A 14042-nucleotide genomic window follows, 5' to 3' on the forward strand; every position below is an offset into this window, starting at 1 on the left:
CCTGCTTCTACTCATTCCTGGTCACCGCCCCACCGGGGCTGGGAGTCCCAGGTCGAGCGCTGGGCGCGCATCAGCGCAGCGAGGATCCGGCGCCGCGCTTCACTTCTCTCCTCGACACGGGTGTCGGCCGAGACCGGCGGCCGCGGGCTGCCGCCACCGGCGGACCGGGCGCCGGGCCTGCTGGGCGAGGCGTAGAGCACCGCACCGGCCGCAGAGTCACGGGCACCGCGCCGGGCGGCATCAGCCGTCGGCTGGCCGTGCACGCGGGCCGCCACGTGGGCCCGTTGTGCGGCAGTGGTGACGCCCTGGTTGATCCGCCGACCGCCCCTGGCCACAGCCCGCCCGCTACTGGCCCACTGCGCTCCGTCCTCGCGGACGGTGTTGGTGTAGACACCCAACTGCTCCCGGGCATCCCGGGTGAGTCGGCTGGCCCCCTGGCCGCCGCGCGCGACAGTGGAGGCGAGAGCGTAGGTGGAGTGGTAGCCCAGTCGCCCGGCACGGCTTGCGATGCGGTAGCCGCGGAAGCGCACCAGCCGGTTGTGGACCCGGGTCCCAAGAAGGTCCCGCCCCGTAGCCGGGTCGTGAATGAGCTCCCCCGTGCGGTGATTGACAATCCGCCCGTTGTCCTCGCCGGTGTTCCCGCCCAGGCCCGTGTACGCCGACGGGTCCACTTCCCCCGTGGCCCGCAGCTGCCGCGCCCTGGCATCGGCAATCGTCGGCTTGCGCCACTTCGCCAGCTGCTCATCACTCGGGCGGGCTCCGATGACAGCCCCGTAGGCGCCGCGCAGCCCCAGGCCGCCGCCCCGCAGCAGCAGCGCGGCCGGCGCGAGACCGCGTCTGGCCTCCGCACCGGCCGCGCCCAGCATCTGCTGCGGATTCATCGGCATTCCGGTGCCGTCACTCATCGCCGCGGCATTGCCCAGGAACCGGTGCCAGTGGCCCAGGGCCGCGTGGGCACGGGAGCCGCCTGCCAGCCCACCGAAGCCGATCAGGCCGCTGGAGAGGCCGCCGCTGCCGGTGCCGACGCGGCTCATCGCCAGCGCTGCGCCGAGTTCAGAGCTGTCACCGGGCAGATGGGTACCGCCCACTTTCGCGTAACGCATGATCATTGCGAAGCGCTCGCCGAACCGGGCGGCGCCGGCCATCAGCCGCCGGTGGAAGGCGACCCCCATGACGGCCAGGGCGTCGATGAGGAGAAGCCGTTCGACCATCAGGTCCGGGCCGTCTACGAGGATCGCGTCGACGGCGATGCCGAAGAAAGGCAGGAACATCGCGGCGGTGAAGGTGACCATCACCGAGACCATGAAGATGGCCAGCCACTTCCATACGATCATCCGGTTCGGTCCGGGCAGCATGCCCAGCACCAGGGCGACGCCGCTGCCCGCCGCGGCGATGGCATCCGCACCCTGGGAGCCCAGCAGCACCAGCGCCATCGAAGAGACCATCGCGGCGACCAGCACAACCGCGATCAGAAGGAGCGCGGCGGCCCCGACGCGGTCCCAGGTGGGGGACTTGGCGTAGGCGGCCGAGGCCTTGCCGACCTTTCCGGCCTTCTCCAGGTCCTTGGTGAAGCGGTCGAACTTCTCCTCCTCCGGTCCCAGGAACCGGCCGCCCAGGCCTTCGTCGATCGCGTCCCGGTCGCCGTTGCAGTAGTCGCCAGCCGGTCCGATGACCAGCTCACACGGGTCCTCGTCCTTCTTCTTCGCGCTCGGCTTGTAGCCGCCCTTCACCCACTTCAAATGGGTTTTGTAGGCCTGTTGGTCCGACTTGGCGCTCGGGTCGAGGATCCGCCCGTACTCCAGGAGCATGTAGGGCTTGACGACCAGGGCGCCTGTCAGCGCGTCCTGAAGCGGCCGGGCAACCTCCTTGGACTGCGCCGTCTTGCCCGTGCAATAGTCCTTCGCCGCCCCGACGACCAGATCGCACGCCTCTTTCTTTCCGGCCTCACTCTCGTCTGCTCCGGTGGCGTTGAACTGGTGGCTGTTGACCGTGATCTGGGCGACTTCGACCGCAGCCTGCTGGGTCTGGTCCAGCGGCCCGCCTTGTGCGAGCAGGTAGTCGGGGCGAACGAATGCCGAGGCAGCGATGGCGGCAATGGTCAGGGTCAGGACGATCTCGCCGAGCCCTTTGCCGACCCGTCCGCGGACGAACAGGATGAGTCCGAAGATGAAGCCCCAGGAGAGCATTAGGCCTTTGAGGCCGAGCGCGCCGACGACGTGAGCGTTGTACTCCTCTGCAGCGTGCTGGGCCGGCCCCAGCAGAATGCTCAGCAGGGGGAAGCGGAAGGCGAACTCGATCAGCCAGCAAGCCAGACCGACCAGCAGCCGCACGGTGGTGAACAGCCCGCCCAGCAGCAGCGCACGGCTCTGGCTGGCAAAGTTGACGATCGATCCGCCGTCCGCGCCCAGTTCGTACCCGTCCAGCGGCGCACCTTCAGCGGAGTCCACGTTCAGCGGGGCCAGCAGACCGCCAACCTCACCGCCACTGCCGTCGGCGGCCGCCGCAGCCGAGGTGTTGACGATGAGGAAGACCACTGTCATCGCGGTCACAAACGTGGCAGTGCGCAGGGTGCCCCGGTCGAACTTCCTCATCGCGGCCGCCGTGCTGCCCACACCAAGCCCAGCCCGATCACCGCAGGGCCGATCATCAGGGCATCGGTGCCATCGAAACTCGGGCCGCCCTCCGCCTGCTCGCCCGAGCCGCGCTCGCAGTAGTCCTGGGCGGGTCCGACGATCAGGTCGCAGGGATCATCCCGCGGGGCGGGAGCCCGCTGATCCCCGGCCACCACGTCGGCGTCTTTCTGGACGTCGAAGGCCTTGCCGGTCTTGGGCAGCCACGCATCGGCCAGGGCCGGGCCGAAGAGTCCGAGGAGGACCACCGCGGCGACGGCGGCGAGGAAGGTGACCGGGGACAGCAGGAGGGAGGAACGGTTGGCGTAGGGCGTGGTCTTCGTGGGCTTCGTCATCGCTGGCTCCCTGCGGGTGTGGTCTTCTCGAGGTCGACTGATGCGGCGCCTGCCTCAGAGCTGGTGGGCCGCTCCGGGTCGCCGGGGGTGGTGGTGATGTGGGAGGCGATGCGCCCGACCGTGGGGATGACGACCTTCACGCGGCCGGTCTTCATCCGCGGGTCGCGCAGGAACATCTCGCCCTCACTGCCGGCCTGGCCGACGGGGGAGAGGCCTGCGGTGACCATGCGCACCAGTTCGTCGTTGTCGGCGTCCAAGCCGATGTAGGCCAGGCCTTTGCGGGCGCGGCTCCGGTCGCTGGTGCGGGCCAGAAGCTTGTAGGCCATCAGGCCGCGATCGGGGCCGAGCTCGTCGACGTCGTGCGCTCCGGCGGCCAGTCCGGCGCGGTGCTTGCGGCCGTCGTGGAGAATCTCGCTGACCAGGCTGTTGCCCTCGCTGGAGGAGGTGAGCCAGTAACACTCATCGGTGATGACGCTGCAAAACCTGGTGGGGTCGCTGAATGCGGCCTGCCGGGCGATCGCCGCGATCAGGTAGAGCACAGCCCGGCCGATCAAGGCCTCCAGCGGCTGCTGGCGCAGTACTTCGGGTTGCGCGAACGCCTCGCGCGGCGGCAGCGTCAGACCGGTGGTGGTGACCACCACCATGTCCGAGCCCATGTCGCCGTCGAGGGAGACCGCCGGCAGGCTGGGGTCGAAGACCATCGCAGCGAGCGGGTTGTCGGCGACGATCCGCAGCAGATCAGCCATCGTGGCAGCGGCCTCCCGACGGCTCCCGTGATCCGAGAACGCCATGGCCGTCAGCGCATGGAGCACCGTGGCCATGGACGGGGCGTCACCGGCGGCGGCTTCCTCCACCGCCCGGTGCAGCACCGCACCGGAGGTGGACATCGGCCCGATCCCCAGCTGCAACGTCAGGTAGGAGAGGGCATAGTGCGCTCCGGTCGCCCCGCCGAAGACCCGCAGAGGATCGATGGACACCCGCGCGGCCGCGGCGTCGATGACCTGGCACCGGCCCGGCACGGCAGCCTGGGCGAAGGAGGCGTACTCGCGGATCGGGGTGCGGTCGATGACGATGGCACGCCCGCCACGGTCCACGACCGAGGAGGCGAGCATCTTCAGCAGCACAGACTTGCCCGCGCCCAGGTCGCCGACGACCCCCAGGGAGGCGGAGGCGTGCTTACGTGGCGCATCGGCCACATTGACCAGGACTGGCCGCACTGTGCCGCAGTCCAGGTCGATGCCCAGCAGCACCCCGTCCGGGTCACCGACAGTTGTGTCGGTGAAGGCCCCATTCATGGCCCAGTCCTCCGACAACTGGTGCTGTACGAACTCCCGTACCACCGGCGGCCGCGCCGCCCCGGGCAGACCGAGCATGAACAGCTGCTCCTGCATGCCGGTCGGCCTGACGGCCCGGTAGTCCCCGCCCGACAGCAGCGCCACCAAGGCCCGCGCGCGGGCGTCACAGGTGACGGCATCGGGACCCCAGACGGTCAGCACGGTCACCGACTGGACCTCCACCTCCACGTTCGTCCGAGACAGGCGGGCGTCCATCTCCCCCAGGTCGCCCGCAGCATCGGTCAAAGAGGACGGCATGCCGGTGGGCTGCGCGTTGTACTGGTCGGCCTGGTCGACGATTTCGTTTTTCTTGCGCTGGATGGCCTGCTTGGCCCGGACTGCCGTCTCGATCTGCAGATCCACCGTGTAGTCGACGGGGAAATCCAGCCCCTCCAGCTGCGCGAGCAGATCAGCAGCATCGGCGGCGACAGCCGGCGGCAGCTCGGCGAGCGCCAGGTGCGCCTGGTAGCCGGTGCCGGCCTCGGACTCCACCTGCAGCCACCGACGCAGCAAAGGGGAGGAACCGCCCGAGCGCCACCACGGCTTACGGCCCCCGACCTTCGACAGCTCACTCTCGCTTTCGCTGCCCCGGTCCTCCGCGCTGGTGTGATCGCGGCCGCCTTCGGCGAGACGGACCTGACCGAGGTCGGCGTAGGAAGGAGAGCGCAGCTGCCCGTCGTAGACCTGGCCGGCGTACAGGCCGGAAGCCTCGGCACGCGCCAGGAGCGGTTCTTCCCTCAGGCCGCGGTGCACCGCGTGTTGCACCATCCACACGATCTCCGCCGGGGTGGCCTGTCGCATCGGCAGCCCGGCCCCGAGCGATGCAGCCACCCGGGCTGCCTGCTGCTGGTAGGCCACCACCTCCGCCCGCCCCACCGGCGCAGGCTGCATGCCCAGGGCAGCAGAAACCTCCGCCCACATCGAGCCGAACGTCGCCGCAACGTCCCAGCGGCGGCTCGTCGAGGACAGCGGGATGGCCAGCCACAGCGTGCGGCGGTGCATCTCCTGCTCCTCCAGCAGATCCAGGCCCGCTTCCACGTGCTCTGCCCACGCCGGAGACACCTCCAGGTCGACCCCTTCGAGCATTTGGGCCGCGACCTCACCGGCATCGACCTGCGCACACAGTCCGAACAGCCGCGGCGCACCCGACAGGGACCGCACCAGCCCGGTGACCTGAGCCAGGATTTCCCGCTGCTCCGCGGCGGGCAGGTACCGGCCGCCCTTGGGCGTCACCCGCCACACGGCCCACACCCCTCCGCTGGTGGACCACACCAGGTGCCCCGCGATGTGACGGATCGGGACCCTCATCACAACCCCCTCCTTGTCGACTGCCGGCCCGATGCCGCACTGAGCAACAGCCGCTCCATCCCGCTGACCGGCGCCACCGCACCCGGGGCCGGTGTCTGTACGAGGGCCGCACTCCGGCGCTGCGGCCGGCGGCCCGCGCTCACCAGCACCCCCTCGGCCGCAGGGACCGCCGGCTCGATGACGAACCCACCGGCCAGAAGGCGGCCGGAGCGGTCGCGGGCCCTCCGGCCATTGATCCGGCCTCCACGGGGCTGCACCGCCAAAGACAGCCAGCCGAACGCGGCCGCGAACGGGGAGCGCCCCCCGAACTTCGTCTGGCGGGCTGCCCACACGGCAACGCCCAGGCCGACGACCGGGATGGGCCCCAGCCACGACCACCAGGAGAAGGTCTTGATCAAAGCGAAGGCGCCCGCGAAAGCGATCACGATCTGTGCCGGTGTGTAGGGGCCGAGCGGGATCTGCCAGTCGCCGAATTTGCCCAGAACCCAGGGATGCCGGCGCGCGGCGGTGTAGACCCGCCCTACCTTCGGCCGCTCCTCGCCGCTCACAGCTCACCGCCCGGGTAGGTGCGCACCACAGCCGGGGCGGCGTTGCCCGGGTTCTTGATCTCGTCCTCGAACTTGCCTGCGAGTGAGTCACGGGCGTTGTAGATGGCCAGGGCGATCACCATGGCCAGCAGGGCGCCGATCCCCGCCTTCAGGGACACCCGGCGGACCACCGTGATGACCACGATCGCCACCAGGGCGGCCTGCAGGCCCTTGTCCCCCCAGTCGCCAACGGTGCCGATCAGCGAATCACCTAGCTTGTCCAGGTCCCCGGCGAGCATCCACCGGCTCATCGGACACCCCCCGCACCAGCGGCGGTGGCGTCCACGGCGGCGACGTCCCACCGGCCGGAGCGAGCAGTGAGGCTCAGCCGGTAGACCAGCGGCCAGACGCCTTCCCCGCGGCGGGCTTCAACGGTGACCTGGACGCCGACCGTGCGTCCGTCCCCGGGCACAGCACCGGCAGCCGACTCATCGGTCGCCGTGACCTGCCCGACCTCCACGGCCGAGTACGGGGCGGGACGCACCGGCCTGATCCGGACGCCGGGGGCGGCATACCGGTCGACAGCACCTGCACCCGCCAGATACGCGGAGAAGAACTCCTGCACGGTCGAGGCCACCGGCCCGTCGCCGGGCACCGATGCCTCGTACCTGGAGTCGGGAACCTTCGCCGTGTCCGGGGCGGACACCTCCGCCGGTCCGGACGTCACCGCGTACGACGGCTGCGCCGGCCTGCCTCCCGACGCCAGCGGCACGGTGAAGTACCGGACGCTGCCGTCCTTGAACCCGGCCGCGGCAGTCACCGACCATGCACCCTTGGCCTGCTTCGTGCTGGACAGCGCCGTCACCCGCTCGAGAGCCTGAGCGCTCTCGGCATCCGGCTCGGGGAGCTCCACATCCGGAGCGAGAGTGCGCACCAGCGACGCCTGCGCACTGTCGGCACCGGCAGCACTGCGCAGCCACGCCGAGAGGAACACCTCAGCGAAACCGGACGGATCCAAGCCGTGCGCAATTGCCTCGGCGGGGGCACGGTGCGCAGTCCGCTGGAGAACCGGCGTCGGCGTTGCGCAAGCGACGGCGAGCGCGACGGGGCCGGCGGCCACTGCGCACCACACCCCAAGGCGGACCATCGAAACCCGGCGGTGCGCAGCACGCAGCGTGGTCGTTCCCGCGCTCGGCGGGACAGGTCCAGAAGGCGGGGAAGCGGTCGCGACGGGGCCACGGCGGGAGGCTGAGCGAGGCATGACGAGGGGCTCCTCGGGATGGGGCGAATCGGTCATGCCCCAAGGAACCGGACCGCGTTCACCACCAGCCCAGGCCAAAGATCACAGCTCTACAACACAGGTCGTGGTGCATGAGAAACACCTGTGGTGCACGAGCTGACACCCGATCAATCTGCCTGCTCAGGTGCCCTTTCACCCATCCCGGGGCAACCGGACCACCGCCCTGCGGAGCCATCGAGAGGAGGCACAATTTCTCCGTGCACCACTCGCCGCCGCCTCGTACACCACGGCATTGCAGAGCAAGCACCAGACCTCCTGCACCACAGACACTCGCCCCAGTGCACGAGACGTCATCGACGCCACATGAACCCGCCGTGGGCTATCCCAACCCCCACACCACATATGCGCGGCAACAACGTGGTCTACGAAACGGCCAGTAACTGCCGACTGCGCACACCACAGCTGCGCACCGCCCTACCGCACCCCCGAGCGCCTGCGCACTGAGGACGGCGCAAGGGCAACCAAGCTGCGCACGACGACTGCGCACCACCCACTGCGCACACTGTTACCGGCATCAGAAGGGCTGGAGCCGGTGGTGCCATGGCCTTCGCCAGCCAACTCCATTGATGCCTGGCACCGCAGCGGTCGAGGACCTCGCGCTCCCACCGCGCGGGCGTGGGTTCGCAGACGGACTTCGGTCGGCCAGGCGGCGGTTGACCCCGACTGTGCCGTCTATCCCGGCGGCCTGATCCTGCGTCACCATGGACCGGCGAATCCGACTGCCGATGGGGGCACCATGGGGAAGCACGAGAAACCGCCGCCGGAACCCTCGGAGGGCAACCCGCCGCCCGGGAACTCGGACGGCCAGGTCCCGCCACCGCCACCGTCCGACGGCAAGCACAAGAAGTAGGAACCGTGTCCCAGTTCGTTGAGCAGCGTCGGCGCCTGGCGGCCGACATGGAACGGCGCGGCGACTGGCCCGCCCGCTCCCCGTGGATCCGCCAGGCTGCCGATGCCCTGCCCCGGCACCTGTTCGCCCCAGACCGGCTCTGGCACTGGGACGGGCACGCCTACGTGCCGGTGGACCGGGGCAGCGACCCCGAACGGTGGGCTGCCGAGGTGTATGCCGGGCCCGACGCGGCCGCCGTCACCCAGGTCACCGGCGGCCTGCCGTCCTCCAGCCTGTCGTGCGAAGCCATCGTGGTGGACATGCTCGACTCCCTCATGCTGGAGCCCGGCCACCGCGTACTGGAGATGGGTGCCGGCACGGGCCGCAACGCCGCCCTGATGGCCTGGCGGGTAGGCCCCGGGCGCGTGACCAGCCTCGAAGTAGACCCCGCACTGGCCGCCCACGCCAGGGCGCGTCTGAACGCGGCGGGCCTCCAGGTGGCCATCGAGGTCGCGGACGGGGCAGCGGGCCGGCCGCACAGCGCGCAGTTCGACCGGGTGATTGCCACCTACGCCGTCGACCTGGTCCCGTGGTCCTGGGTGGCCCAGACTCGTCCGGGCGGCCGGATCGTTACCCCCTGGGGCCGGCTGGGGCACGTGGCTCTCACCGTCGCCGAGGACGGCCGGTCGGCCAGCGGTTGGGTGCAGGGCCTGGCCGCGTTCATGCCCGCCCGCGGCACCGGCACCGGCCCCGGCCGGGACTTCCGCCAGGTGCGCGGGTCCGCCGAGGCTGCCCAGGAGCGGCCGATCACGCGGGACCTGCAGCCGCTGCGCGAGGACTTGCATCTGCGGTTCGCGCTGCGGGTCGCCCTGCCCGAGGTACAGATCACGACGGCCGTGGACGATGACGGCGTCAACGCCTGGCTCCACGACGGCGCCGCGTCCTGGACGACGCTGTCCGCCCTGGGCGGTGGCGAGAGCATCGCGCATCAGGGCGGTCCGCGCCGCCTGGCCGATGAGCTGGAGCGGGCCTGGGACGTGTGGCTGGCCGAGGGGGGGCCGGAGCTGTACGACTTCGGCCTCACCGTGGAGCCGGACCGGCAGTACGCCTGGTGCCGGGATGCCGTCACAGGCCCGAGGTGGCCAGTGCAGGAGGCCCTGGGCCAGGTACGACTGGCAGGCTGACGCGGCCCCGGCCCCTCGTGGCCGCGGGCTTGCTGGGAGCCGGTACTGGTTGACGCGATCGACCGTGCAGCATGCCGCGCGTCAGGAAAGCCGGTTGACCTGTTTGGCTATGAGCTCTGCTGTGCCGAGGAGGCCTCCGGGCCCGAACATACGGTGTCACGCTCACTGGGACGAGACCGGTGTCGACATCGCGGTCGATGCCAGATTCGGGCGATCCGCCCCTGGTTGCTGCACGGCCGAATTTGAAGGCCTCCTGTTTCAGAAGCTGCACACCCTGACACCGCACGAGGCCCGGTACTTCTACTCGGACACCGGTCGCCGGCGGTCACTGCGACCTTTGGGGTACTCGCTGATCGACCGGGTTGCGTGGCTAACCCCTCAGTGGTGTAAGGGCGTCGGTTCAAGAGCCCCGGCCACGAAATTGCAGGTCAAAGACCCTTGAACGGGGAATGTGCGGTGGCAATGTGGAGGGCATCGCAGCACGGGCAGCGCCCCCGGCTGCATGTCACCGGCGGTGGCTCACCGGGGAGTTGCGGGGCTAACCCTGTGCTGGTCCAAGGTCGGTCCGCTCCATCCGCCGCGTGCTGACTCCGCACGCTCCAAACCGAAGGACACTGCTATGTCTGCTACGACTCCGACCGACCCGCAGAGGCACGAGACGGGCTGGGACCGTGCCGTATGGCCGCTGCTGATCTTCGTGCTCGTACTCGTGATGCTGATCATCGCGGGCGGGCTGCTGTACGTCGCCGTTCGGCATCCGGCGCTCGCCACTCCGCTGCAGGTGGCTACGGGTGGGGTGGGACTGCTCGCCACGTTGGTCACGCTTATGGTCACACTGCCCCGCCGGTAAGGAATCGAGCGCTCAGCCTCAGAACGTGCGCGATGGCCGGTCCGCGGCGGCTTGTGCCGCCGCGGGGGAAGGATTGACAGTCCTTCCATGCCGGCCATCGGGCGGTGACCTGGCCCGCCTGGGCATCAACAACCCTGGCCAGGCACCGCGCTTTCACGGTAGCGGGCCCTCATACGGGGTCCGCTGTTCCTTCATCTACTTGGTCTTGCGTGCCGCTGCCTGCTCGAGGATCCGCCGGCGCGTCCACATTCTCCGGGCGCGGCCGCGGGAGCCGGCTTCCATTGCATCGTGCTCTTTGAGCAGGGGCAGGTTGCCCTGAGAGAGGGAGCTGGAAAATGTCGCGACGCTCTTGAATCCGAGCAGTGCTGCGGCCTCGGGTGCGGCCACCAGCTCGTCCGGGTCCCCTGTCGGGGAGACCTTGGGCAACGCCGGTGCCTGCCGAGTGTTCCCGTCCCGGCGGCCCTTGCCGGGACGGCTGCCAGCCCAGGAGGTGATGGTCTTGCGGTACCACCGCATCCGGGTCCAGGGACGCTGCTCGGTTCCCAGGTGCTCGACGACGTCCGGCTCAGGGAAGTAGCCGGGGTGGTCCCGCAGGTAGGTCGTGATCTGGTTGGGGCTCTTGTACCCCAGCTCCTTGGCGACCTGGCTGGCGTTGAGCAGCTCATCGGGGTCGCCGTCGGCGCTGAGGTTCCGCAGCCGCGACCTCTGCGCCTCGCGCTCGTCGAACCACTTCTTCACCGCGGCGTGGTCCCACAGCTGCTTGCGGCCATCCTTGCCCACAGCAGGGGGGAAATCGGTTGTCTCGCGCTCCTTGTGGAGGGTGTTGACGCGGCCCACGCTCAGGCCGAACTCCTCGCCGATCTGCGAGGCATCGACCTGCCGGCGCTCTGCAGACTTCGGCGACACAACAACCCCATGCTCGTAGGCTCCGGTGCGCTTCCGCGCTCCGATCTACTGCCCATAATGGCAAAAGAAGGCGGGTGGGGTCCAGCCCGCCGAGCACTTTCCTCTCGCAGCAGCTTCGGTCCGCCCAGGCGAGAGCCTCCTCACCAGGGCGGACTGGGAGGGCCGCGGGCCATGTCATTCCTCCGGAAGGAGGCTTACACCGTGCTGCGCTGCGTGCTCAGCGATGAAGGTGAAGGACATCGCCGCCGGGGTGGCGTCCCACAGGTGGAAGGAAAGTTGTGCGACGGCCTCCTCCCGGGTGCAGCCCTGCGGCCACGGCGCCCCCGCTGCTCGGCAGCGTTCGGCGATCGCCGCGTCGGTGAGGCCGGCGCACTCCACGGACACGTGATGTCTCATCTCCTCCAGGCCCTGGTGGTAGAGCTCGCTGCCGCCGCGCAGGAGGCGCGTCAGCTCCTGGGCGTCGGTGGTGGTGCGGGCCAGAGCGGCGAGGTCCATCAGGTGCTGGGTCGTGTAGTTCATCGGATCCATCCTCTCCAATAAGGGGCCGAAGCGGGTCAGGGGTGGGTGGCGCAGCTGCTGCACGGCGATTCACTGTTTTGCCGTGCGAGGTCCACGGGTTTGCGGGGCGGCTCGGCCAGCGCTGCCCGGACCTGCTTCTCGAGGGCGTCGAATTCGGGGGAGTCGTCGGCGCAGACGACGCCGGGTGTGGGAGCGCCGGATTCGGCTGCCAGGTGGATGAGGTCATGGATCCGCCAGTCCGGGCGGAAGGAATCCCCCCGGACGGTCTCGACCTCCTCGTACAGAGCGGCGAGCCGCGGCCGCCGCCCGACTGCGATCAAAAGGTCGCGCTTTGATCCGAACACGCAGTACGAGCAGGAGCAGCGGGAGGTGCCCCGCCAGTCGTGTGCCCCGGGGGCGGAGTCATAGGTCCAGTGCCGGGCGACGGGCATGGTGTCACACCACTCCTGGACCGCGGGTGTGCTCCATTCCAGGGCAGGCAGCCACTCGTCCACGATCCGGGCGCCGTTGGTCTGCACGTTCCGGTAGGGCACGAGCCTGGCCCGGGCCCGGCTCTCCTCCCACCGCATACCCATGATCTTCAAGATGTGCACAGGCCGCCCCAGCTCCTTCTTGCGCCGGGTCACGAACGGCGTCCAGGCAGCGGAGACCACCGACTCCTTCGCGCTCTTCGTGCAGAATTTGCTGCCCAGCCGGGGAAATCGGCCGTAGGCGGCAATTTCGGTGAGCAGCGCATGCGGCATGCGCGTCCCGTCGGGTCCGGCCATGGTGCGGGCGACCTCGATGTGCTGCTCGGGAAGCAGGCCGAAGGCGGCGCTCTGCTGTGCGGCGAGCTCGGAGACTCCAGGCCAGCGGGTACCGCCAGAGGTGACGGCCGGCCACTCCAGCAGACCGAGCGAGGCGTGATAGCTGCGGACGCGGTCGAGGACGCCAGCGGCGCGGGCAGCTTCCATGAACAGCCACATCGCCAGGGCGCCGTCCTTTCCGCCGGACAGCTGCGGGGCGAGCAGGTCGTAGTCAGTCAGGTCGGGAACGGCAGCGTTGGTAACGGTGCCCTCCGGCGCGGTCGCGTGGTGCATCAGGTACCTCCAGGCGTGATGAAGAGCCGGGGCACCGGTGCCGGTGGCGACCGGAGCCCCGGCTGCGGGGTGCGGGGGTCAGAACAGGCGGTGCGGGCCCTCATACGTGCCGTCGTCTGCGGCAGGATCGGGGACCAGCGCGTTCATCAGTGGTGCGGCGCGGCGGGCGCCGGATTGGGCGCGTTCGGCCTTCTCTGGGGGGTAGCCCACCGCACGAGGAGGACCTCCGGCCGGTCGCTTTCCTCGGTGGTGTAGCCGTGGCGGTCCTGCAGCCAGGCGGCCATGGCTGTCAGATCCGAGAACCACTCGGGCCCGTGGGCGGTGAGTTCGGTGACGCATCCGCCGTGCTCGGCGTGGGGGATGCTGCGGGCGCAGAAGCCGCGCTCTTCATCCCTCGGCTTCCCTGGTCAGTAGGGAAGGGAGAAGGGGTGTGGTCGAAAGCCCGGCTGCGACGTGGTGCACGGCGTCGCAGGCGTCTGAACGCGGGGAGGAAGAAGGGGGGCAGGTCACCCGGTACACCGGCCCCGGGCTGTGGGCGGGGCCACGGCCTTCACGGGGCACCGCCGAAAAGCGAAGGCTGGTGGCCCATCTCCCCCAGCCAGCCGCACAGGCGGCCGAGGTTCTTCTCGGGACCGAAGGCCAGATACGTGCCGTCGGCGGATGCGCAGCCGAACCATTCGGCGGTGCGCAGCCGCTGGCGACTGTTGACCCGGCCCATGTGCACGTCCTTGCCGCGCCTGGTCGCCTCGCGCGCCAGGCGCTCGGCGACGGGGCCGATCTTCCATTCGGTGCTGCCGGCGAGGAAGAGCACGTCGAACCCCTCCCAGGGGAGGAGTCCGTTCTCGCAGCCGTCCTGCGCGGCGAATGCAGCCGGGATGCCCAGTTCACGGATGCGCGGGAGCCACGGGCGGGACTCGGCGAGCGTGCCGACGGGGTCGAAGGGAACGTCGGGGGCGACTGCCCAGAGGCAGCGCTCGGGTCCGCCGTAGCGTTCGACCTGCCGGGTGAGCCATGAGAACCATGCCTCGGCGCCGGGCCAGCCCTTGCCGAACTTGCCGTTGTCCGCGGCCCACTGGCAGCCGTCGGGGATGCGGTTGCCTTGCGCAGGTGTGGTCATGCAGCCCAGCAGTCCGGTGCTCATCACCGCCCGCACTTCGGGCCCTGAGGGCGTGGCGAGGTACAACACCGTCCACCTCCTGGGCACGGTTTTGGGTCAAGACGGCTGGGTGGGCGGGCAGCCG

General features: G+C 70.0%; 12 protein-coding genes. 2 read left to right on the top strand and 10 right to left on the bottom strand.

Annotated features, from left to right (window positions below; all coding sequences use genetic code 11):
- Positions 1–11: 11 nt before the first annotated feature.
- Genes ACTWQE_RS17325 through ACTWQE_RS17350 form a run of 6 tightly spaced genes read right to left on the bottom strand, consistent with a single transcriptional unit; the run spans position 12 to position 7152 of the window.
- Positions 12–2591, bottom strand: a complete 2580-nt coding sequence (locus ACTWQE_RS17325; RefSeq protein ID WP_443329851.1) for a hypothetical protein — start codon at positions 2589–2591, stop codon at positions 12–14.
- The gene (locus ACTWQE_RS17330; protein ID WP_443329852.1) at positions 2588–2965 is read right to left on the bottom strand and encodes a hypothetical protein; all 378 of its coding nucleotides are present in this window, start codon (positions 2963–2965) and stop codon (positions 2588–2590) included. Before ACTWQE_RS17330 ends, ACTWQE_RS17325 begins: the two co-directional genes overlap by 4 nt.
- Complete coding sequence (locus ACTWQE_RS17335; protein ID WP_443329853.1) at positions 2962–5607, bottom strand: ATP-binding protein; 2646 nt, start codon at positions 5605–5607, stop codon at positions 2962–2964. The genes ACTWQE_RS17330 and ACTWQE_RS17335 overlap by 4 nt, the downstream gene beginning before the upstream one ends.
- Complete coding sequence (locus tag ACTWQE_RS17340; RefSeq protein WP_443329854.1) at positions 5607–6155, bottom strand: hypothetical protein; 549 nt, start codon at positions 6153–6155, stop codon at positions 5607–5609. Before ACTWQE_RS17340 ends, ACTWQE_RS17335 begins: the two co-directional genes overlap by 1 nt.
- Positions 6152–6445 (bottom strand): hypothetical protein, encoded by a 294-nt coding sequence (locus tag ACTWQE_RS17345; RefSeq protein WP_443329855.1) that lies wholly within the window; start codon positions 6443–6445, stop codon positions 6152–6154. Before ACTWQE_RS17345 ends, ACTWQE_RS17340 begins: the two co-directional genes overlap by 4 nt.
- Complete coding sequence (locus tag ACTWQE_RS17350; protein ID WP_443329856.1) at positions 6442–7152, bottom strand: conjugal transfer protein; 711 nt, start codon at positions 7150–7152, stop codon at positions 6442–6444. The genes ACTWQE_RS17345 and ACTWQE_RS17350 overlap by 4 nt, the downstream gene beginning before the upstream one ends.
- 1137 nt (positions 7153–8289) lie before the next feature.
- Here ACTWQE_RS17350 and ACTWQE_RS17355 point away from each other — a divergent pair.
- Both ACTWQE_RS17355 and ACTWQE_RS17360 read left to right on the top strand, forming a co-directional pair.
- Positions 8290–9447 (top strand): methyltransferase domain-containing protein, encoded by a 1158-nt coding sequence (locus ACTWQE_RS17355; RefSeq protein WP_443329857.1) that lies wholly within the window; start codon positions 8290–8292, stop codon positions 9445–9447.
- 619 nt (positions 9448–10066) lie between these two features.
- Positions 10067–10297, top strand: a complete 231-nt coding sequence (locus tag ACTWQE_RS17360; RefSeq protein ID WP_443329858.1) for a hypothetical protein — start codon at positions 10067–10069, stop codon at positions 10295–10297.
- Between the two features lie 195 nt (positions 10298–10492).
- On the opposite strand, the gene ACTWQE_RS17365 is transcribed toward ACTWQE_RS17360, so the two are convergent.
- The 4 genes from ACTWQE_RS17365 to ACTWQE_RS17380 all read right to left on the bottom strand — a co-directional run bounded on the left by ACTWQE_RS17365 (position 10493) and on the right by ACTWQE_RS17380 (position 13987).
- Positions 10493–11203 carry a hypothetical protein gene (locus ACTWQE_RS17365; RefSeq protein WP_443329859.1) on the bottom strand — a complete coding sequence of 237 codons (711 nt, stop codon included), beginning with the start codon at positions 11201–11203 and terminating at the stop codon, positions 10493–10495.
- Positions 11204–11377: 174 nt separating this feature from the next.
- Complete coding sequence (locus ACTWQE_RS17370; protein ID WP_443329860.1) at positions 11378–11722, bottom strand: hypothetical protein; 345 nt, start codon at positions 11720–11722, stop codon at positions 11378–11380.
- Positions 11723–11757: 35 nt separating this feature from the next.
- Positions 11758–12801, bottom strand: coding sequence for a phosphoadenosine phosphosulfate reductase (locus ACTWQE_RS17375; protein ID WP_443329861.1), 1044 nt, complete (start codon positions 12799–12801; stop codon positions 11758–11760).
- 550 nt (positions 12802–13351) lie between these two features.
- On the bottom strand, positions 13352–13987 hold the full coding sequence (locus ACTWQE_RS17380) for a hypothetical protein (protein WP_443329862.1): 636 nt from the start codon (positions 13985–13987) through the stop codon (positions 13352–13354).
- Positions 13988–14042 lie beyond the last annotated feature (55 nt).

Origin of the sequence: Streptomyces sp. 8N706, from assembly GCF_052245415.1 — a bacterium.
Taxonomy (GTDB): Bacteria; Actinomycetota; Actinomycetes; order Streptomycetales; family Streptomycetaceae; genus Streptomyces.

Bases quoted from the DNA above. Each gene is read 5' to 3' on its own strand.
- ACTWQE_RS17360 (WP_443329858.1), top strand. From the start codon at position 10,067: ATGTCTGCTACGACTCCGACCGACCCGCAGAGGCACGAGACGGGCTGG.
- ACTWQE_RS17330 (WP_443329852.1), bottom strand. From the start codon at position 2,965: ATGACGAAGCCCACGAAGACCACGCCCTACGCCAACCGTTCCTCCCTC.
- ACTWQE_RS17335 (WP_443329853.1), bottom strand. From the start codon at position 5,607: ATGAGGGTCCCGATCCGTCACATCGCGGGGCACCTGGTGTGGTCCACC.
- ACTWQE_RS17345 (WP_443329855.1), bottom strand. From the start codon at position 6,445: ATGAGCCGGTGGATGCTCGCCGGGGACCTGGACAAGCTAGGTGATTCG.
- ACTWQE_RS17375 (WP_443329861.1), bottom strand. From the start codon at position 12,801: ATGCACCACGCGACCGCGCCGGAGGGCACCGTTACCAACGCTGCCGTT.
- ACTWQE_RS17325 (WP_443329851.1), bottom strand. From the start codon at position 2,591: ATGAGGAAGTTCGACCGGGGCACCCTGCGCACTGCCACGTTTGTGACC.
- ACTWQE_RS17370 (WP_443329860.1), bottom strand. From the start codon at position 11,722: ATGAACTACACGACCCAGCACCTGATGGACCTCGCCGCTCTGGCCCGC.